13 protein-coding genes are annotated in these 20,722 nt (G+C 45.2%); 5 read left to right on the forward strand and 8 right to left on the reverse strand.

The window, feature by feature from the left end:
- Positions 1-6 precede the first annotated feature (6 nt).
- Complete coding sequence (locus P0M28_RS29125) at positions 7-591, forward strand: response regulator (protein ID WP_302207029.1); 585 nt, start codon at positions 7-9, stop codon at positions 589-591.
- Between the two features lie 87 nt (positions 592-678).
- Here the strand turns inward: P0M28_RS29125 and P0M28_RS29130 are convergent, their stop codons facing one another.
- Together P0M28_RS29130 and P0M28_RS29135 are read right to left on the reverse strand one after the other, a co-directional pair.
- Positions 679-1,179 (reverse strand): thioredoxin family protein, encoded by a 501-nt coding sequence (locus P0M28_RS29130; protein WP_302207030.1) that lies wholly within the window; start codon positions 1,177-1,179, stop codon positions 679-681.
- The gene (locus P0M28_RS29135; RefSeq protein ID WP_302207031.1) at positions 1,176-3,569 is read right to left on the reverse strand and encodes a TonB-dependent receptor; all 2,394 of its coding nucleotides are present in this window, start codon (positions 3,567-3,569) and stop codon (positions 1,176-1,178) included. Before P0M28_RS29135 ends, P0M28_RS29130 begins: the two co-directional genes overlap by 4 nt.
- 351 nt (positions 3,570-3,920) lie before the next feature.
- Between P0M28_RS29135 and P0M28_RS29140 the strand changes: the two genes are divergently transcribed.
- A complete protein-coding gene (locus P0M28_RS29140) occupies positions 3,921-5,051 on the forward strand; it encodes a lactonase family protein (protein ID WP_302207032.1) in 1,131 nt (376 codons plus the stop codon).
- Between the two features lie 298 nt (positions 5,052-5,349).
- On the opposite strand, the gene P0M28_RS29145 is transcribed toward P0M28_RS29140, so the two are convergent.
- The 6 genes from P0M28_RS29145 to P0M28_RS29170 form a co-directional block, all read right to left on the reverse strand.
- Positions 5,350-6,633 carry a cation:proton antiporter domain-containing protein gene (locus tag P0M28_RS29145; protein ID WP_302207033.1) on the reverse strand — a complete coding sequence of 428 codons (1,284 nt, stop codon included), beginning with the start codon at positions 6,631-6,633 and terminating at the stop codon, positions 5,350-5,352.
- Between the two features lie 6 nt (positions 6,634-6,639).
- Complete coding sequence (locus P0M28_RS29150) at positions 6,640-7,401, reverse strand: mechanosensitive ion channel (RefSeq protein WP_302207034.1); 762 nt, start codon at positions 7,399-7,401, stop codon at positions 6,640-6,642.
- Positions 7,398-12,431, reverse strand: a complete 5,034-nt coding sequence (locus P0M28_RS29155; protein WP_302207035.1) for an amino acid permease — start codon at positions 12,429-12,431, stop codon at positions 7,398-7,400. The genes P0M28_RS29150 and P0M28_RS29155 overlap by 4 nt, the downstream gene beginning before the upstream one ends.
- A 360-nt stretch (positions 12,432-12,791) precedes the next feature.
- Positions 12,792-13,766, reverse strand: coding sequence for an N-acetyl-gamma-glutamyl-phosphate reductase (gene argC / locus P0M28_RS29160; RefSeq protein WP_302207036.1), 975 nt, complete (start codon positions 13,764-13,766; stop codon positions 12,792-12,794).
- Entirely contained in the window at positions 13,763-14,968 is a 1,206-nt protein-coding gene (locus tag P0M28_RS29165) for an argininosuccinate synthase (protein ID WP_302207037.1), read from the reverse strand. The genes argC and P0M28_RS29165 overlap by 4 nt, the downstream gene beginning before the upstream one ends.
- Before the next feature lie 144 nt (positions 14,969-15,112).
- Complete coding sequence (locus P0M28_RS29170) at positions 15,113-15,766, reverse strand: GNAT family N-acetyltransferase (protein WP_302207038.1); 654 nt, start codon at positions 15,764-15,766, stop codon at positions 15,113-15,115.
- A 356-nt stretch (positions 15,767-16,122) separates the two neighbouring features.
- Here P0M28_RS29170 and P0M28_RS29175 point away from each other — a divergent pair, with 356 nt between their 5' ends.
- The 3 genes from P0M28_RS29175 to P0M28_RS29185 all read left to right on the forward strand — a co-directional run bounded on the left by P0M28_RS29175 (position 16,123) and on the right by P0M28_RS29185 (position 20,644).
- Positions 16,123-16,488: a hypothetical protein gene (locus P0M28_RS29175; protein ID WP_302207039.1), complete on the forward strand. Its 366-nt coding sequence runs from the start codon at positions 16,123-16,125 to the stop codon at positions 16,486-16,488.
- On the forward strand, positions 16,478-18,040 hold the full coding sequence (locus P0M28_RS29180; RefSeq protein ID WP_302207040.1) for a response regulator: 1,563 nt from the start codon (positions 16,478-16,480) through the stop codon (positions 18,038-18,040). Before P0M28_RS29175 ends, P0M28_RS29180 begins: the two co-directional genes overlap by 11 nt.
- A gap of 267 nt (positions 18,041-18,307) precedes the next feature.
- Entirely contained in the window at positions 18,308-20,644 is a 2,337-nt protein-coding gene (locus P0M28_RS29185) for a cadherin repeat domain-containing protein (RefSeq protein WP_302207041.1), read from the forward strand.
- Positions 20,645-20,722: the final 78 nt, after the last annotated feature.

Here is a 20,722-nt window from a genome sequence, read left to right on the forward strand (position 1 = left end):
TGCTTTATGATTTCATCTGAGAATGAACTAAGTAATATAGACTCAAGCAATACAATTGCAAAAACAAAACTCAAACTACTACTGATTGAGGATAACGCTTTGGATGAAGAGCTATTTCGCGAAGCATTATCGGAGACTGCCTACGCATTTTCAGAGATAGTTACAGTTAGTACGCTAGAATATATTACCGAAGAATTGCGCAGCGAGCCGTTTGATTTAGTATTGTCTGATCTAAACTTACAACAAGATACTTATTCAGCGACACTAGATCAATTAAGAGAATTCTTCAGATACTGCCCGGTGGTACTATTAACCGGGCTTAATAATCTAGATGTTGCCCGACAGGCTCTTAACGCTGGGATCGCTGGTTTTATTACTAAAGAATTACTTCGGCCTGGTCTGCTTGAATACACTATTTTGCAGTCATTAGAATACTTTAAAAAGTTGCGCTTGCACAATAGTGCTTTACGCTCATCCCTTCAAGGTATTACCAGTCAGATAAGGCAGGCTCAAGCGGATACTCAGCATACTGATACATATTTACAGAAAGCTTTAATAATGGCTGAGAGGTTAGCGACTAGTTTTGACTGATCATATTTATGATGCATTGTACTTAATTGAATTCTTCTTTATTTAACATAATATAAATTATTTAACTTTTTCCAGCGACTCAATATTCTACCTTAATGCATTTAAAAGCTGCTTACTATTCAAATATTCAAAATACCTTGCTGTTACATTGAAGTCTTCGTCTAAAATCACCAAAGTTGGAGGAGCAAATTGCCCTTTCTTTAACGCTAATAGTTGGGCAATTTGATGGATTGGAGTTCTGAACTTACCTATCTGATCGTTGATAAATATCTGTCCTCCGAAGGCAATCTCTGCCTTGGTCTCCGCGTCGAAGCGTACAGCATAGTAGTATTCATTCAAGACGTTAATTACCTCAGGTTTTGTGAATACCACCTTATCCATTTTGCGGCAGTAGGTACACCAGTCGGTGTAGAAATCAATGAATACTTTTTTGGGTTGGTCGTTGCCACAGTTGGTGGCCAAAGAATCTTCTAGTTGTTCAAAAGTTAACCAGCGCACCGATTCCGCTTCCTGTGCACTTGAGTAAGCGCACAGGAAAAGCGAAACGGCTATAAAGCAGCCTACAATTTTACATGGCTTTTGAATCAATGTAGATTACCTATTTTTACTGAAATGAAAACGGAACGCGGAGCCATTGGCCCATAGATAAAGTCAGAATCACGCTCAGGTCCGGAGTCAAATTCAGGCTGATAACTGTTGAAAATATTTTTAACCCCACCGCTCAATTCTAAGTGGAAATCTTCGGCCACATCAAAATGGTAGCTAGCTTTTATATTTACATCCAAAAACGATTCAGAATCGATCAAATCCAGGAAGCCAGTCTCGCTTACAACGCGCGGTACGATCATAGAGCCAGTATAAGTACCCGTTAAATCTACTGTAAATGCATCGGTAACGTTGTAAAAGGTGGTGAAATAGCCATACAGGTTCGGAGTTCTCACAAATTCATCTACAGTTACCGTATTCACAGCGACAACATTTTCCGCATCTGATGCTCCTTCTTCTGGCTCAAAAAGAATTTGTGACTCATTATAACTGGTCTGCTGGGCAGTACCTCCAAGCTGAAAAGTAAACTTACTGGAAGGCGAATACCCCCCTTCAAAGTTAATACCTGATACAATAGCTCCTTCACCATTTCTCACTTCTTCTACAATAGAACCGTTGGGTAGAACAGAACCAGCACTTACCTGGGTGAATGGATTTTGTAACTGAGTGTAGAAACCTTCCAACAAGAAATTGACCTGTGTCAACCCTACACTTTTGGTGTAATTCAGTGATCCGGTAAATGCATCGGAAGTTTCTTTATCCAGACCTTCAGACAAAATTACAAAAAGGGGTTCTCCTCCCACTGAGGAAATGTGCAGATCTTCATTGAACGCCTGTGGTGCTCGGAAGCCCCGAGCATACCCACCTCTGAACCGTAGGTTCTCATTTATTTTATAAAGTAAAGTAGCCCGTGGGCTAAGCACCCCGATATTTATGTCCGCAGTGTTATTAATATCACCAATTTGATAATTTCCATTTACATCTGAAACATCGTATCTCGCGCCCAGTAATGCAGTAAACCGTTGGGTTGGCTTCCATTCGTATTGTGCGAAAAGCCCAGTTGTATTCACTTGCTGATCAATTAAGCGATTATAACCCTGAATTTCATCTTTGGTATCATACGTCTGATTTTCAACTCCTACTGTAACCACATCATCATTAGTGAAGTAGTGGTTGTATTGAACACCCGCAACCACTGCCAGGTCTTCGGTAAGCCCATAGGCATTGATGGCTAACAGGCTATCTTCGGCGGTTCTACCTCCGCCTAAGCCTCCGTAGTAACTTCCTCGTTCGGTGCCTTGGGCAGAAACATAGATCGAAACCTTATTTTGGCCTCCCCTACTCCACCGTTCATAATTGAGACCACCAAAAAAAGTGTTGTGATCGAGCTCTTCCGTAATATCGGTAAAATGGGGAGCCAAATCTAGGCGATCACCCCCTCGCCGGTATTCCTCAAGTGCGCTAAAGTCAACGGAGATTTTGCTACGTTCTCCCGGTTTGAAGAAAGCTCTTGCCCCCAATACTGTGTTTTCTAACTGCACCAGTTCGGTAAACCCATCTCCATTGGCATCGTAACTGTCCCGATGGCGGTTCATTCCGTAAAAAGTGACTCCACTGGTCAGGTCCTCGTTGACAATTGATCCATTAAAGTTAAAAGTCTGATCGACCGCGCCGCCATCAATCAAAGCCGTATTTGAGCGGATTTCCCAAGTGTTTTCTACAGGTTCTCGGGTGATAATATTAATCGTACCGCCAATAGCATTAGAACCGTAGAGAGCCGATCCTCCACTCCGAACCACCTCTACCCGCTCCACAATGTTAGTAGGAATTTGATCCAGTCCGTATACGCTATTTAAGGCACTAAAAATGGGGCGACTGTTAATGAGAATCTGGGAATAAGCTCCTTCCAGACCATTGAGACGAACCTGTGTGAAACCGCAATTCTGGCAGTTAGTTTCTACCCGCACTCCCGGTTGGAAGTTCAAGCCCTCAGAAATAGCAATGGATTGGGTAGCATTAAGTAGTTTTTTGCCTACCACGTTCACCACTACTGGCGATTCTTTTCTTGATAGTTCATAACGAGTACCGCTCACCACTACTTCATCCAGGTTAAGTTTATCTTCATTAAGATTAATATTAATCTGATTATCCTGCCCTTCTTTAATTTCTACTTGGCGAGTTAAGGACTGATAACCTACCTGACTGATCTTAAAAGTTTGTTGCCCAACTGGTATATTCTCCATATAATAGTTGCCCTGCTCATCGGCATTGGTTCCCATATTGGTTCCTACCAGTTGTATGGTTGCAAAAGGTACTCCATCACCGCCAGCACGAACCTTTCCGCTCAGTGTTCCGGTATTTTCTGTGGTTTGCCCGTAGGCATGCATTATAAAAACAGATAAAAATAGTACTAGTAAAGCTAGGTATTTCATGTAATGAGGTTTAGCATATTTCTATAGATAATATTTAGAATAACAAATATATTAATTTAGATTAATCTAAAAAAAATTAACCTACTTTTTTACTCTTGAAACGTGTACGATGCGAGTCAGCATTAGGCTTAGCCACACCCTCAAAAAAGTAGACCTCTTCCCCTCCCCTTCCGCCAACTGAAAGCGTAGTAAGGTGCATCCAGAAAGAAATTTGGCTATGGTAATATCTCAGATCCCCGTAGCGCGATGGCATGATATCGTTTAGGTTTGATTATCTGAGGCCGGATGCTTATTTTCAAACAGCCCGTTTTAGGCCTTTTTGATTATAATTGTACAGCTAAACCAATTTTCATGGCTCGCCTTACTCCTGTTTTTCTACTACTTTGGGTAAATCTCACTGCTTTTGCCCAAGAAACTCTTTATGTAGGCACTTACTCCGTGCGAGGTAGCGAGGGAGTCTACGTGTATTCTTTTGACCGCGATAACAATTCTTTTGAACTAGTACAAACAGTAAGCACACCCGAAAGCCCATCTTTCCTAGCAATTAGCCCGGACGAAAATTATCTCTATTCGACAAATCGGGGTGGCACTGAAGGTTACCCTGACTGGGGCTCAGTTTCTTCTTTTTCTATTGATGAAAAGACGAGTAGGTTGTCACTTCTAAACGAGGTTTCTTCTTACGGGGTGAGCCCATGCCATGTGGCGGTAGATGATGAGCAAAACTGGTTATATATCTCGCACTACGGGGGTGGTTCGCTATCGGTCTTCCCAGTTGAAGCCAACGGAAAGATAGGAAACTTAGCTGATTCGGTTCAACATACCGGAAGTAGTGTGAATCCGAAACGCCAAGAAGCACCCCACGTACACTCCATTCAGGCGGTGCCCCAGAGTGACTACTTTCTTACTGCTGATCTGGGCTTGGATGAGGTAAAAGTGTACCAAATGAATGGTTCAGATGCTACAGAAGCATTTGCAATTACTACCGAACCCGGCAGCGGCCCTCGTCACTTTACCCAATCGGCTGATAATCGTTTTATTTACATAGCTGAGGAGTTGACTTCTACCGTCAGTGTGCATACGTTAGACCCAAAGGGGAAGAAAACCGGTCAAACTCAACGGGTTTCTACCCTCCCTGATTCATTCGCGGATAATAACACTGTGGCTGTATCCACGGTAGCCGACATTCATCTAAGTCCTGACGGAAAGTTTCTGTATGTCTCCAATCGTGGTCATAACAGTTTGGCAATATATGAGGTAGATGAAAGAGACGGAACGCTTACCCCGAAAGGGCATCAATCTACGCAAGGCGAAACTCCTCGTAATTTTGCTATGGACCCGCAGGGTGAGTTTGTACTGGTGGCCAATCAGAATACCGATAATATTGCGTTCTTTGAGCGCGACCAGCAGACTGGCCAGCTCACCCCTACCGATACCGAATTATCCGTACCTAGCCCGGTTTGTTTAATTCTGAAATCGAACTGACGACCTTACAATGATTGTTAAGCTCTCCACATTTCTAGTAAAAGAAGTCTTTTACCCCGGTGATTAATTCGTTTTTAAGCTTAAAAATGACGATGGAATCTACCGAGATGCTATTACCTAGATTGGTGTAAAGAATAACCGTATTCTGGTAGAAACGGTCGGTGTCAAACAAAAATAGAAAACGGGTGACCTATCCATTAAGCAAAAAGCGGAACTTGAGCGATGGGACGAGAACCGGGACATGGGCAAAAGCAATCGCCAGGATATTAAAAAGCCATTGGCAGCATTGGACGAAATACTAAGCAGTATTATTGTCCTCTAGTAATGCAGATTCACCCATCTGATCTAGTTCTTCCCAATCTTCAAACGTTAGTTCGGTGAATTCTTCTCCGACAGGTTCTTTAGGTTTGGTTAGCAAAGCGGCGGTCATAATCAAGCTAGTTACCAGCACCGTACATAAGAGAATGCCCGAGTTAAACTGGTCAGTCACGAGTTGGGCAGGAATGGAGAAAAATAGTAAAATAGTGATCAGTCCGCGGGGGGCTACCCACAGTTCGGGCAGTATGTTACGGAAAAGAATACTTTTCAGACAGATGTAGCGGATTACATACATAATCACAACGATGAGCATTCCAGTGAGCAGGGTTTCCTGGTCAAGTAGGCTATTTAATTCTAGCGTCATACCGAAAACCACAAAGAAAAAGGTGCGAACCACAAACGCCGACTCGATGGTTACCAGATGGAATTCTTCGCAGATCTTTGTAATCGCCGATTGATTAATCCATGCCTGAAGCCGTCCCCGGAAAAAGAGTTGATAGTTGTTGAGCATCAGTCCGAAAATCAGAATTATAACCAGCGATGAAAGGTGGAATAACTTGCCAACCGAGTAGAGCAACACTAGTACTGCAATGAGCAAAAACAGCTTTACCTCAGTATTAAGCTGCTGGAAAAACCAGACGAGTAAGTACCCTAGCACCACCGACAGCACAATAGTCAGTGTTACATTACTCACCACATCGGTAATGACGGTGGTAGCCTGCTGGGTTTCTAGGTTGCCCGTCAGAAAGTAGAAATACATGATGCCCAAAATATCGGAGAAGGTACTTTCGTAGATCAGAAACTCCCGTTTGTGCTCCGAAAGACTCGCTACACTCGGAATAATAATCGCGCTACTCATCACCGAAAGGGGAACTGAATACACTAAAGCGGTTAGAAAAACAGGAATGATGGTACTATAGAGTAAGTAGGCGATCGCCAGTGAGGTAGCTACCAACGCCAACAGGGCAATGCTAAATGATTTGATAATTAATGGAAGCTTATCACGGGTAAGTTTTAGGTCGAGAGCCGCCTCGAGCACAATCATAATCAGACCAAAGATGCCTAACACCTCGAGGATCTGGAACAAGGTAGTCCCGGCGTCTATCTCCAGATATTTCAGAGCATACTGTATGCCAACCCCTAAACCAATCAGCAGAAGTACGCTTGGAATGTTAGTCTTGCGGGAGACGATGGAAAACGCGTACGAGAATACGATGACCAGGCAAATAACAATGTCAAAAACGTAGGGGTTGAACTCAGACATGCTCGATTACTTTTTTGAGTCAGAAGAATACTGCTGGGTAAGATAGCTTTCAATTTGCAGAGCATAATCGGTAGAAAGGCTGTACACCAAAATATCAAAGATGTAGCATTGATCGTTCTCCGACCGCCACTGAATGACGGGCGACTGCTTGGTAGAAGACCAAGGCAAGAGCAAAATCTGCTGTCGCAGCGCATGAACCCACTTATCCTTTGGTTTAGACTTAGGGAGTTGTAAGGAAAACTCGTAGGACTTAATGTACTCGGAGGCTTCGTACTGAGCAATGGACTGATTAACAACCCGGCTGTACGGCATTTTTATTTGTTCTCCTACCTCATTTTCCAGCATCAGACTCGTGATACCTAAATAGATAATTCGCCCGGTAGCATGACTATTTCCCTCTGAGGTTTCTTCGGCACGACGGAGGTTGTCTACCGGAATAACCCGAATGGACTGGTTGATTCGGGGTACATGCTGTAGGCGGAAAATAATCCCCGCCAGAATATCGCGCAGCACAAACCAGGATAATGCAATGAGTAGCAAAAAAGCCAACCCCACCGTTACGAACGGATACAGTTGGGAACGACCAATGACAGAGTTCAGAGCTTGAAAAAGCCAGACCATCCAGAGAGCAAACTCAACCCCATAAAGTGTATGGCTCAATCGCAGCCAACGGTTCTGACGGCGTACTATGGGGCGGAGCAGATAATGAATGCCTCTAAACAGCGTAAATAGCAGCAAAGCAACTCCCAACAAGCCAAAAATAGTCATAGTATTCCCTGTTCTTTCAGTAGATTGATTAGATGAACTTCGGTATACACATTCAGTTGATAAACCCCGCTTTCTTTTTCTACTACCAATCCAGCCCGTATCAAATCTTGCAAAATATCGGTAAGGGAAGCAGTATCCAAGTGAAGCACCCGGCGCATCCGGGGTAGCGACAACCGCTTATGTAACAGAAACTGAACCAGCAATATTGTCCAGTCCGTTGGCATATTCCGAAGCCCGTCGTAGTCGGGAGTGCGGGGTACGCTCAGGTGAACGGCTTTATCCACTTTTCTCTCAATAGAGGCTAACCAAGCACCTAGTGCCGCCCCCGGGTTTCCACCGGAATAATCAAAAAAGGCATTGAAGAATTGAACCTTCTGCCACTCTGATAAGGTTTCCTCGCCCCGCTCATTCAGCACAAAGGTTAAACCGCCTGACCAGTGCCTTAGCAAAATCAGTTGTTCAATCTCCTCCGTTCCGAAGGGTTGGTAAGGAATGATATTCAGGAAGTAGTCAGCAATGGGATTGACCAGATTAATCAGTTGATAGGCAAACGGATTGGTGTTAACCACGAATAGTATCTGAGGGCTGTATTTAGCGATGAGTCGCATAATCTCATTCACCACCTCAAAGCCTTTGGCACTACGCTCCCACCACATCTCCAGATCGTTGATAACGATAGTGCTACCTGCGGGTAGATTTTTAATAATCTGATCCGGTGTGCCCGCTTTCCGGGTAGCCCGCTGAAGTTCTTTATTGAAATCACTTATCCGAATAGACCCCGCCCGAGTTGGAAATACCTGAATGATACGATCTTCTTTTCGGGAGAACCGCTTTCCTATGCGCTGAGACAAGGCAGTTTTTCCCGAATCACGTTCTCCCAATAATAAAATACCTCCGGCGTAGCCCTGACGAAGCCGCTCAATCGCTCGTTCAGCCAGTTCCATTTCCTGCGGACGTTCAATCCAGAAATCGTCGCTAATTTCTGATCGGCCACCAAACAGATTTTGGTAATATAACGGCAGGTGCCGCACAATGTCTGAAGAGGGAGTTACCTGCTCTACAAAGTTCAGAACGTTTGCGGTAGGCGATTGTAGATCAGTCTCGGTTTTGGTCAGCCGTTTGGCCAGTAGTATTCCCTGGCTGCGAGAGTACAGCAGCCGCGTTCCTATTCCTCTAATAAATTGTCGCAGCCGCCCCTGATACTGCTCCACTTTATTTTTAACGAGCTGACTCTGGTACGAGCGAGTGATGCTGGACAAATCGCCCGACTGAACGATAAATGCATCAATTGAGAGGTTCTCAAAGCTTTCTTGCAGATGGGATTTAATATCATCGTGCAATGCGCTCAGGATCGCTTCTATTTTTTTCTTTTCATTTTCCACCAAAAGGGTCGTATCCTGCCATACCTGCTTATCTGCGTCACCTCGTCCTTCGGTTTGCAAATTGACCAGGCGCACCATATCACGCACCGCCGCCTGACTACGTAACAACTGCTGGTCTGTTTCAATAATTTTACTCTGAAGAGGAAGGTAGAACGTGGTTTCAGTCCAGTATTCGGCTAGCTGCTGAACGGGGACGGAAATAATTTCCTGCTCGTCTACGTAGTTGTAATTGATCGTTATTGACTCAGGAATTTCCTCGACCAATTCGTTAATACCTTCGTAGTACTCAGCAAGGTTTTTCTGCAAAACTGCTTCGTCAGACTGGCCATAATCAACTTCTACCTCGTCCGAGCTTTTAAGTTGCTCTTCCAATTGTTCCAATGGCTTAAGATAATTCCGAGTCAATAGCTGCCCCATCTGCTCTTGATATTCTACCACCTCTTGCCGAACCCGGGTCTTAATAATCTGAAGAAAGAGATCTAGCGTGATAGTATTTACCTCCAGTTGGGAGTTTTCGTACCACTGCTCGGGGAAATTGCTAATCTGGCTGGCGGTTGTCTCGTAGAAGCGAGCAGTATTTCGAGTCTTTTTGAGTTGCGCCAGTCCGGTAATACTTTCGACACTTTGCGCTAGTAAACTCAGGTTGCGGCGGTACTCAATTTGGATACGTTTGAGCCAAAGTTGCTGAAGAGTATTCTGGTTACTATCCAGTTGTTCAATAGCCATTCGGGACGAAAGAGTTTCGTACGAAAATGCCTCTGCTTCCAGCGTTTCAACTTGGCTCGCCCAGGTTTTTAACTGTTGCTCTACCTCCTTCACTACCAACTGTACTTCGTGAAAGAAGTGCAGGCTTTGCTGCTGCCATTCGCGTAATAGAGCAGCCAAAAATACGTAGCGATTATCCCGCAGATAGTACGAAGCTATTTGCTGATAACGCACCCGATGGTGAGGTTCCTGACGGGTAACCCAAGCAGCTGCACGAAGACGAAACTTCAACCAGCGCATCGCCAGTGTATTGCCCGCAGTTACTCTAAGTTTTTCGCGAGGGATATTTGTCTTTATCTCGCGGGGAAACCGCATTACATCTACCTCCAGTTGCTTGAAGTACCAGGCAATTCCTTTGTCAAACGATTCTTTTTGATCTTTAAGGTAGTCTTCCGGAATGTCACCCAACAGGGTTCGGGTCTGGAAGTGGAGTTCGTTTACTGCCTTCTGTAATGATTTTCGGCGACGAAACGTATCCTCGTACTGTTCCCACTCCTTCGCTAGTGTGTTCAGCACTCCTTTCGCAGTAGATTCCAGGCTTTGAATAATCAGGCGGTTTTCCCGAAAGTAGGGCACAAACGACTGCTGATAAAAAGCCAGGAGCACCTTACGGTTTCGCTCATCAATTTTTTGCAGATCCTCCGCTAACCACTCATTGTACACCGAAGGAAGCTCTGGTAAAGCGTGCTCATTTTCTAATAGTTCAGACTCTTCATCTAGCGTTCGCTTGCGGTTAACTTGTAAGTCAAACGCCTCAAAGTTAGAAGAAGCCGCAATAAGCAGAGTTGTTCCGAGGGTGTCTAATAGGTTACGAACTTCTTTTACCGTTTTCACCGCCTGCTGCTCGCTGCGGTCGGATAGTCCCAGAATGGTCAGGTCAGCCGCAGCCGATTCGCGGGCAATGATGGTCGGGGCAGGTAGCGCTTCCAAACTATTATCGATGAGCTTCAGACTCATCGGCATCCGGTAGTCATCCATCAACTGCTGAAGCGTACGCCGTACCCGATCCATCTGCGATAGGTCATCCAAAATAAGTAGCAGCCGGGGCTGGGCGGTTTTCCACAACCCATCGGCTACTAAATGGCGAATGAGGCTAATGGCAAACGTTAGGCTTCGTCCCGATCCCCGCCACCAAATGTCAATCGTACGGTGATTTCCGTACTTCTGCTCCGAATCGTAGTTGAGAAAGACTGTGTTGTAATCGGCTTTACGAAGGTTGGCGATAAGATGAGCAAATTTCTCCTGGTTCTTTTCCGTCTTGCTCCAGCCCATCAGGATGGTGTTAGGCGCAACCCCGGCAAAGCCGTAGATGCGGGCAATCTGCTCCATGCCATCGTACACATCCGGGGTGCGGTACTGGCGAGAATAGTAAATACCATGATCTGACTCTACTTTTTCGGTTTCTTTAAGAAAAGATTCCTCTTTCGCAGAAATAATCTCAAAACTGGTCAGGATACCCAGCCGTCCGGCAATCGCCTGCCCAAGCTCTACCAGATGCGGGCGTTCGGTTTCGCTCCCACTAAACATGAGAAGGTTCGGTCGCCAGTTGCGCCGATGAATTTTTTCAGTGCTCAGGTACTCCAATCCCGATTTAACCAGCGATGCCCAGATGCCACTCCAGGTATCGCCCGACTCCAGAGCTAACTCTTTGCGCTTGAGGTACAGATACAACAGCCCGAGAATGAGGGTAGCCCCGATCATCGCCAGAAAATCGAGTTGGATCATCACAATAAAGCAGGCCAAAGCCCCCAGTATACTTACCCAGATGGGAACACGAAAATCTGGCCTAAAATCGGCACTGGTCCAAGACTCGAATGCGGCACTTAGATTAAGAAAACCGTAAGTGGTTATAAAAAAGATGGAGACGATGCGGGCGATAACGTCTAGTTCGCCAATCAGAATACCGCCTTCGGCAATGATGAACGTCAGGATAAGGGCATTGCGAGGTTCATTACCCTTGCCCGCCCCTTTGGCAAATAGGTTTGGAGTAATATTGTCTACCGCAGTTGCCTGTAAAATTCGGGGTGCACCTAAAATACTACCCAGTGCCGAAGAAATAGTAGCCCCCCAGATACCCGCCACCACCAGTTCGGGAACGAGCGCGATGGTAAGTAGTGCCTGATTATCGGTTGCCAGTAAGCTAGCATCTACCGTATAAACGAAAAAGAAAATTAGTCCGATGTAGGCAGCCAATCCCACAACTACGGCCCAGATTGTCCCTTTCGGAATGGATTTTTTAGGATCGCGCAGATCGCCTGACATAGAGACCCCTGCCTCAAAGCCTGTAACCGCCGGAAAAAATATACCAAACAGCAGCATAAACGACACCCCTTCCGACGAAGTAAACTTAGGAGCTACGGGAGCAAAATCGTGAGAGCCAAAGAGAATTGATATTAAAGAAAGGACGATCGCCGCCATAATGACGAATTGCATCCGTAGTGCCAGCGATGTGCTGATAATCGTGACAGTGGTTACTACGATTAGCGCAATGGTTCCGGCAATGCGAATCGCATTAGTATCAGCCGGCCAGCCAAAGTACTGGAGGAAACTTTCGGAGAAGCCGATGATGTAAAGGCTTACGCTGAATGATAGTCCTACGAACAGTGCTAGCCCCAATGTTCCCCCAATGGGAAGCCCCAGGCTGCGGGAGATCATAAAGTAGGTGCCCCCGGCTTGCACCTTCTTATCGGTAGCAATAGACGAAACGCTTAATCCCGTAGTGACGGAAATAATGTGAGCAATCAGGATGATTCCTAGCGAAGTCCACAGCCCAGCCTGTCCCACAATAGTTGGAAGGCGTAAGTACATGATAACTCCTAGAATGGTAAGAATAGAGGGAGTAAATACGCCAGCAAATGTCCCAAACTTCTTAATTCCCGCCATAAAACAGATTGAAAGTATCTATATTAGAAAATCAACTACAGGCTATTTTCCAGTGGGCGGTAATTTATGGAAATATTTATCAACTTTATCATAAAAAAAGAGCAGTAACTTACTACTCTTTTCTGTCTGTAACTAATTTGCCTTGGCTACGCTCAGACATCACTCCACGAACAGAACTTAGACTTACGAAAAGATGCGTTAAAGACAGCGAAGTTGTCAACGCAGCCTCGAAGATAAACCATGCGGATCAAAATCTGAGTGGCCGGGATTATCGCAGTTGAAGGCACATATGAAAAAATAAGATACACCTAGTAATTCAATCAGTTAGGCACTCGCCGGAGTATCTGAAGGTAACTGACCCTAAAACATGCTACTCTTCAGACGTAGGCCAGCCGTTTCATCCCAGCCCATCATTAAATTCATATTCTGGACAGCTTGGCCGGAAGCTCCCTTGAGCAAATTATCAATCATACTGATTATCAGTAGTGTATCATCGTGCTGCTCAAGATAAATAATACCTTTGTTGGTATTAACTACCTGCTTTAAATGAGGATGGGTTTCTGCCACGAATACAAAAGGGGAATCTTCGTAAAACTGCCGATACAGTTCTTGTGCCTCCTCCAGCTTAATAGAGACTGCGGTGTACAAACTGGCGAAAATGCCTCGGGTAAAATTACCCCGCACCGGCAAAAAATTCAGCTTTGCTGAGTAGTTGGGTTGAAGACTTAGCAGGCTTTGATTGATTTCGCGCAAATGCTGATGCCGGAAAGCTTTATACACTGAAATATTGTTGTTACGCCAGCTAAAATGTGAGGTTGCCGTAGGTTTCTGTCCAGCACCGGTAGAGCCAGTTATGGCATGAATATGAACATCGTCCGATAATAGTCCCGCATGAGCCAACGGCAGTATTCCCAATTGAATACAAGTAGCAAAACAACCCGGGTTGGCAACCCAAGAGGTTTCTTTAATTTGATTTTTATTAAGCTCTGGCAAGCCGTATACGTAATTGTGCGATGGATCAGCTAAACGAAAATCTTGGCTTAAATCAACAATTCTTATTGAATCTGGAACCGTGTTTTCTTGTAAAAACGCTTGTGAAGCACCGTGCCCGCTGCATAAAAATAAAATATCAATAACTGACCAATCTAATTCAGCGGTGAACGCTAGTTCAATTTCGCCTAGCAAATCTTGATGCACGGTGGTAACTGGTTTCCCGCCTTGGCTTTGACTATGAACCCAGCCAATCTCCGCCTGCGGGTGGTTTAACAAAATTCGTATCAGTTCTCCGGCGGTGTAGCCCGCACCACCCACGATGCCTACTTTAGCTTTTGTCACGATTTTTTTCGGTTAACGGCAAACCAGATTTTAGTAGCGTTGGCTGCAATATTGGTAAACCCTTTTACATCTTCTCCCGTCCAAGCTTTATTCGCCTCACCGTAGTCGCCAAATTTTGAAGACATCAAGTCGTTCGCTGAACTAATGCCCTGCAATTCGTAACGATACGGATGAAGCTGAAGATACACCTCTCCGCTTACCAACTTCTGAGTATCCTTAAGAAAAACCTCAATATTTCGCATCACCGGGTCTAGGAACTGTCCTTCGTGCACCATCATGCCGTACCAGGTAGCCAATTGGTCTTTCCAGTAGAGTTGCCACTTGGTTAGGGTATGCTTTTCTAATAATTGGTGGGCATGAATAATGATAAGCGGGGCAGCCGCTTCAAAACCGACTCGGCCCTTAATTCCCACTATCGTATCGCCCACGTGGGTATCTCGGCCAATGGCGTATGGTGCCGCCATGCGCTGCAACTCCTGAATCAGTTCAATGGGATGTTTGAACGACTTGCCGTTGATTGACTCTACTTCCCCTTTTTCAAACCCCAAAGTAATTTTTTGCGAACCAATATCCAGTAACTGACTAGGATAGGCTTCTTCGGGTAATGATTGATGGGAAGTTAGCGTTTCCTGACCACCCACTGACGTTCCCCAAATGCCCTGATTAATAGAATATTTCGCTTTCTCCCACGACCAGTCAATTCCGTTTTCTTTCAAGAATTCTACCTCCTCTTGCCGGCTGAGTTGCTGATCGCGAATAGGGGTGATAATCTGTACTTTGGGTGATAAAATTCGGAAGGCTAAATCAAAGCGAACCTGATCGTTACCGGCTCCGGTGCTACCGTGAGCTACATATTCAGCTTGACTATCTTGAGCGTACTGTACAATGGCTAATGCCTGAAACACCCGCTCGGCACTCACCGATAAAGGATAGGTATGGTTACGCAACACATTGCCGTAGATCAGGTAGCGTAGGCATTTTTTGTAGAACCGCTTGGTTTCGTCCAGCACTTCAAATTTTTCAGCCCCCAACTCCTTGGCCCGCCGCTCTAAGTCTTTCAGTTGCTTAGCGGAAAAGCCTCCGGTATTTACCGTAACAGCGTGTACCCGATAGCCTTGCTGACGCAGGTAGACTACGCAGTAGGAAGTATCTAGCCCACCACTAAAAGCAAGCACTACGATTGGTTGATTATTTTTGCTCATTTATTTTTAGATTGTTCAATTACTGATTGGTCATTGGTCATTGGTCATTGGTCATTGGTCATTGGTCATTGAATTACGCGGGTCAAGTTTGAAAAGACAACGCATCAAAAATAAATTCCGGTCTCCGGTCTCCGGTTTCCGTTATTATTTTGTAAATAGTTTTAATTTAAGGATCGGTTGTTTCTTCTTAAGGAAAGCTTCTCGCTTCAGTCGCAGCCAACGTTCGTATTTCTTGATCTGATTTCGCACATTCCACTTTTTACTCTCCTTTTCCTTCGGATCGTAGAGCATACCGGTACACAGACAGTTTTTCCGCTCGTTCCGAGTCAAGATATCGTAATTTGGACAACTCTGGCAGCCTTTCCAGAAATCTTCATCGGTAGTAAGCTCCGAAAATGTAACCGGACGATAGCCCAAATCTGAATTAATCTTCATTACTGCTAGGCTAGTAGTAATTCCGAAAAGCTTAGCATTTGGGTATTTTTGCCGGGATAATTTGAAAGCTGCTTTCTTAATTAGCTTAGCTAGTCCGTGCTTACGATAGTCAGGATGGACAATAAGTCCAGAGTTGGCGATAAACTTTCGGTGCCCCCAAGTCTCGATGTAGCAAAAACCTGCTACTTGATCTTGCTGCAAAGCGATAATCGCTTTTCCCTCCCGCATCTTTCGTCGGATATATTCCGGAGGACGCTTGGCAATACCCGTACCGCGGGCTACCGCTGCCTGTTGGATCAATTGGCTGATTCTTTCTGCAAAATGCTCGTGAGCCGATGTGGCTACGGTAACAGTAAATTTCATGAAAGTGGGAATAGAAAAAGTTATGACAAAAAAAGAGAGAATCAGAGATTAGGCAAAGCAACGCCTGAGCGAGTCGCGCCTACCTTTTGGTGAATGAACGTATGGTAAATACGGGTATGTCATAACGCTACTTGAGGCTGTAAAAATACGTAAACAATTTGGTACAATGCAAGCTACTTGACATAAAGAACTCATTAGCCACACTCAGCACGAATGTGTTTCATTTTCTGCCAAATGTATTACCTTACCTGACAAAATACTAACCAGTTATTTTTACAGTAACAACGATTGTTACTTCAATGGACATTATTAGTAGGTTGGTGCATGCAAAATTTTTAGCCTTATCATATTTATCTGTGATCTTACTGCGAAAAGTCTTTTCTATTTACAGCTACCTAGCCAACTTAGGTATTGATCCCACTGGCAAAGCTGATCAAAAGAATAAGAAGCTGATGAATATTTTGTGTCTCATCTGGTACCATGCTTCTATCATATTCGTGGTTAGCGAGAGTATATTTTCCCATTCTTTAGGGTATCCGGTCATTTTACACGCTATTACCTCCATTGCTGTATCTAGCTTGGTACATTTTCTGAATGTGTATGGTCATACCGACGCTGCCAAGCTGCTCTTTATAGGATTTGGATTAGCACAGAATATGCTATTTGGTATTTTCATAGCGGCTCGACCTGGAAAAAGAGTTATTATTAGCGGTGGAGCGTAATCGGGTGCTAGATGATAAGCAAGTCATTGAAAATCAAGCTATTGAACTGCAATCCCTAAACGAATTTAAAAATCACTTTTTCGTAAACATCTCTCACGAAATCCGTACTCCCCTCACGCTCATTCTAGGGTACGCTCGCCGTCTCAAAGATCAATCTGAGGGGGAAAACGCCCGGCGTTACGCTCACATTATTGCCGAACAATCGCTTAATATCAAAGGGTTGGTCGACGATATTGTTGATCTTAGTAAACTAGAAGCTCAGAAGTTTGTGCTTAACGAAGTATCGGTTGACATTTCTCATTTACTGCGGAAAATTTACACACATTATCAGGGACTATTTGCCCAGCAAGCCATTGAACTAGTATTGGATATACCCGAGTCGCCAGTAATTATTTCTTGTGACGCTGAGCTTATGCACCGCGCCATTACTAATTTAGTCGCCAATGCACTAAAGTTTACACCACCTGAAGGAATTACTTGCCTACGTATGAAGATAGCTGATAATCTGACGGTTGAAGTGTACAATACGGGGGTTGGCATTTCATCGCATGACTTATCCAGAATCTTTGAACGCTTCTACCAAGCAGAAAATACTATTGCTAATAGTCAGGGTAGCGGGATCGGTCTAGCCATCGCGAAAGAGATCGTGCAGGCACACGGCTATCGCATTCGGGCTGAAAGTGTACCGCACCAGTACGCCAGTTTCACCATTACAATTCCTAATCATCAGGTTATTCCAGAAGAAATCCCTCAACCTGCTTCACTAACTTCTTCGCAATCCCCTGCCGCACACTCCACCGTACCTGGTTTGCAGCCTAAACTTACCAAACGTATCCTTCTTGTGGAAGATAATCTGGCAATGCGAAAGTATATTCTCGGGATTGATGCTCTGAAGTCATACGAAGTATTAGAAGCCGATCATGGCAAAGTAGCCTTGCAGTTATTAGAAAAGCACCCCATCGATCTCATCATCACGGATTATATGATGCCTCATATGGATGGGTTAGAGCTAGTAGAACAGTTAAAACAGAAAGAGTATACCCAGCCCGTAGTAGTCATTACAGCTCAAACCAACCAGCAAAAAAAGTTGAGTATGCTACGCATGAGTATTGATGGCTACCTCACTAAACCTTTCCTGGAAGAAGAGTTGCTACTGACGATTGAAAAAGCCCTCCGATACGATGATGCCCGACGACAATTTTTAGCTAAAGAACTTGGCTTTAGTGAAAGTCCCTTAACGACTGATGAGTTAACCGCTTTTAACGAACGGTTGCAAGCCATTATTGACGAAAATATCGACAATGAAAACTTTGCAATTGCTGATCTATGCGATCAACTGCACCTTACCGAACGCACCTTATACCGTAAGGTGAAAGAACTCTGCGGGGGCACCCCCGCTAAGCTAATTACCGAACGCCGCCTGATTCGGGCCAGAACGTACTACGATCAGGGTACGTATAAGTCAACCCGTCAGCTAGCCATGGCGGTTGGCTTTAAAAACAGCACCCGCTTTGCCGAAAAGTTCCGCACCCACTTCGGTATTGAACTTTAAGAGCTGGGCGCAGGGGGCGCGGGGCTTGGAGTACTTTCTATACGTATAAAGGTATTTCTATACGTAGAGAAGGTACTCCACACTCCTAGCACCCCGCTCCCTGCACCTGCTATTTTACGCTAAAAATTACACCCCCCTTTCATTCTTTTACACTCACTGACAAAGATGTTGCAAAAACTGCCAACCCCTTTTTAGACCCCTAGAAACGATTCTTTCTTCTACTACTTTTGGGTTAACCAATTAATTTTTTCCAAAAGTAATTACAAAATGAAGAATCTTAAACCACGATTTCCCGTTATAATTTTCCTGCTTGCAGTAGCTCTATTTTCCTGTCAGGAGGATGAAAACCCGGCATCCATTGAAGTAGCCATTTCGGCATTCAGTAAAACCATCGCCGAAAACCCCACCGTCGGAACTTCCCTCGGTAGTTTATCAGCTTCTACCAATCAAGGCACACTAGTCTATTCCCTGTCCAACCAAAACCCGGCAGGGGCGATGGCCATCGACTCGCTCACGGGCGAAATCACTGTCGCCAATGCCAGTCGGTTTGATTTTGAAACCAACCCTACGCTTACCGCCACCAGCACCGCTTCGGTAGGTACGGTCAGCCAGTCTTCCACCGTTACCATCACCCTCACTGATGTGGACGAAAGCGTGGATGCCGTGGCAGTGGAGGATGTTACCGTTACCATGAATGAGAACCCGGCTCCCGGACAAGCCATTGGGCGGGTGACTACCACTTCGGCCAGTGGCACCGCCAGCTTCGCGCTGGCTTCCCAAACCCCATCAGGGGCGTTGGCCCTGAATGCCAGTACGGGGGAACTGTCCGTCGCGGATTCGGCGAAGTTTGACTTTGAGACCAACCCCACTCTTTCCGCCAAAGTGGTAGCTACGGTCGGCACGGCTACGGATACCTCGGACGTGACAATTACCTTGACTGATCTGGAAGATGGTGAGGTAGCGGATAACGCCCCTATTGCTGCCCAAGATTTTACCGTCACTATCGATGAAAACCCGGCTGCTGGTCAGGTACTGGGCACAGTATCCGCAAGCACGACTGATGGCAGCAGTTTATCCTACCGCTTAATCAGACTAACTGAAGACCCAGATCCGGCCTTAAATGCAATTAGTATCAACAGCACCACCGGGGAACTATCCATTACCGACAGTGCCTATTTTGATTACGAAAGCCGAACGAAGGTAGAAGCAAATTATCGGGTCATCAGTGGTGATCTTTCTGCCGATGCCAAAATAATTATTACACTTAATGATGTGGACGAGTCGGCTCAAGTCACTATCACCGCTAGTGACTTTACGGCTTCCGTAGCTGAAAACCCGGTCAGCGGTGCCAGCTTGGGAACGGTAACTGCCAGTGCATCGGATAACAGTGTGCTAACCTACAGCTTGAGTAGCGAAAGTGTAATTGGGGCTTTAGCCATTGATGCCAGCACTGGAGAGCTCACGGTAGCCGACGTAGCCGCGTTTGATTACGAAGTGAATCAAAGTTTGACCGCCACCTACGAAGCTACCAGCGGCACCCTGACAGAATCAGCCAGTATAACGATCACCATCACCGACGTAGATGAAACCGGTTGGCAAACTGTTGGGATTGAAGGTTTTTCTACGGGTATCACCCAGAACCCGAAAATAGCATTTAACGGTACCACCCCAGTGGTAGCATTCCACGACGATGCCGCTAACCGACGGGCGCGTTTGATGTCGTATAATGGAACGCAGTGGGTGAATAAAGGTGGTTTTGCCTCCCCCTCGCAGGCCGATGATATTCAACTCATTATACAAAATGGGCAGGAAGTGATTGCCTATCGGGATGGGGGTACGGGTAAGTTAACCGTGAAAAGACTGAATAGCTCCCAAGTATGGGAAACATTAGGAACCGAAGGCTTTTCGGTTGGAGCAACTTCTGACATTAATATGGATATAAATAATAATGGAACCCTTTATGTTATCTATGCGGACCAGGGGCTTGCCGATCAGGTTGTTGTTCAAACTTACAATGAGAGCACCAATAGTTGGAGCCCGGTAGGCAACACGAGTAGTGGAACAAGTCTCTATGCTGATATAGCGATCAATGGCTCTAACTTACCGCTCATTTTTTATCAAGAAAACGGAACAAAAAATGGAATTGTAAAAGTTCACACCGGAAATCTCTGGAATGGTGCAGGCCCATCTTTAGCAAACGCTTACTTTACTAAAATTGATTTTACCGATAACGGTTCAGAACTTGCCATTGCTTTTACCGATGCTACGGGCGATAATTTGAGTGTACGTTTGCTGTCTGGCAATAGTTGGATAGCCTACGTACCCCCGAGTGGCTCTTCTAAGATCACGGACGGCATTGCCAACCATGTTGACCTGATCCTTAGTGGAAGCAGAGCCCCTATTGTTTCATTCATAGATCAGGCGAATGGCTCTGGTGTTACCGTCATGCGCTGGCTACAAAGTCAATCCTGGGAAGTTTTAGGCTCGAAAGGCTTTAGCGGTGCAGCAGCGTATGCTTCCATGGCCATATCCAATGGTGATATTTATGTGGCCTATAATAATTCATCAACGGGCAAAGTTACCGTGAAAAAATGGGTGGAATAACAAGCCAAAGCCACCAATAAGCTAAGCTGATGGGGGATAGCCCTGAACCTGCTATCCCCTATTTCAGCCCCCAATAGC

Origin of the sequence: Tunicatimonas pelagia, assembly GCF_030506325.1 — a bacterium.
Lineage (GTDB): Bacteria > Bacteroidota > Bacteroidia > Cytophagales > Cyclobacteriaceae > Tunicatimonas > Tunicatimonas pelagia.

Coding starts and splice junctions, on each gene's coding strand:
- P0M28_RS29140 (WP_302207032.1), top strand. CDS start 3,921: ATGGCTCGCCTTACTCCTGTTTTTCTACTACTTTGGGTAAATCTCACT.
- P0M28_RS29165 (WP_302207037.1), bottom strand. CDS start 14,968: ATGAGCAAAAATAATCAACCAATCGTAGTGCTTGCTTTTAGTGGTGGG.
- P0M28_RS29125 (WP_302207029.1), top strand. CDS start 7: ATGATTTCATCTGAGAATGAACTAAGTAATATAGACTCAAGCAATACA.
- P0M28_RS29155 (WP_302207035.1), bottom strand. CDS start 12,431: ATGGCGGGAATTAAGAAGTTTGGGACATTTGCTGGCGTATTTACTCCC.
- P0M28_RS29150 (WP_302207034.1), bottom strand. CDS start 7,401: ATGACTATTTTTGGCTTGTTGGGAGTTGCTTTGCTGCTATTTACGCTG.
- P0M28_RS29145 (WP_302207033.1), bottom strand. CDS start 6,633: ATGTCTGAGTTCAACCCCTACGTTTTTGACATTGTTATTTGCCTGGTC.
- P0M28_RS29170 (WP_302207038.1), bottom strand. CDS start 15,766: ATGAAATTTACTGTTACCGTAGCCACATCGGCTCACGAGCATTTTGCA.
- P0M28_RS29185 (WP_302207041.1), top strand. CDS start 18,308: ATGAAGAATCTTAAACCACGATTTCCCGTTATAATTTTCCTGCTTGCA.
- P0M28_RS29135 (WP_302207031.1), bottom strand. CDS start 3,569: ATGAAATACCTAGCTTTACTAGTACTATTTTTATCTGTTTTTATAATG.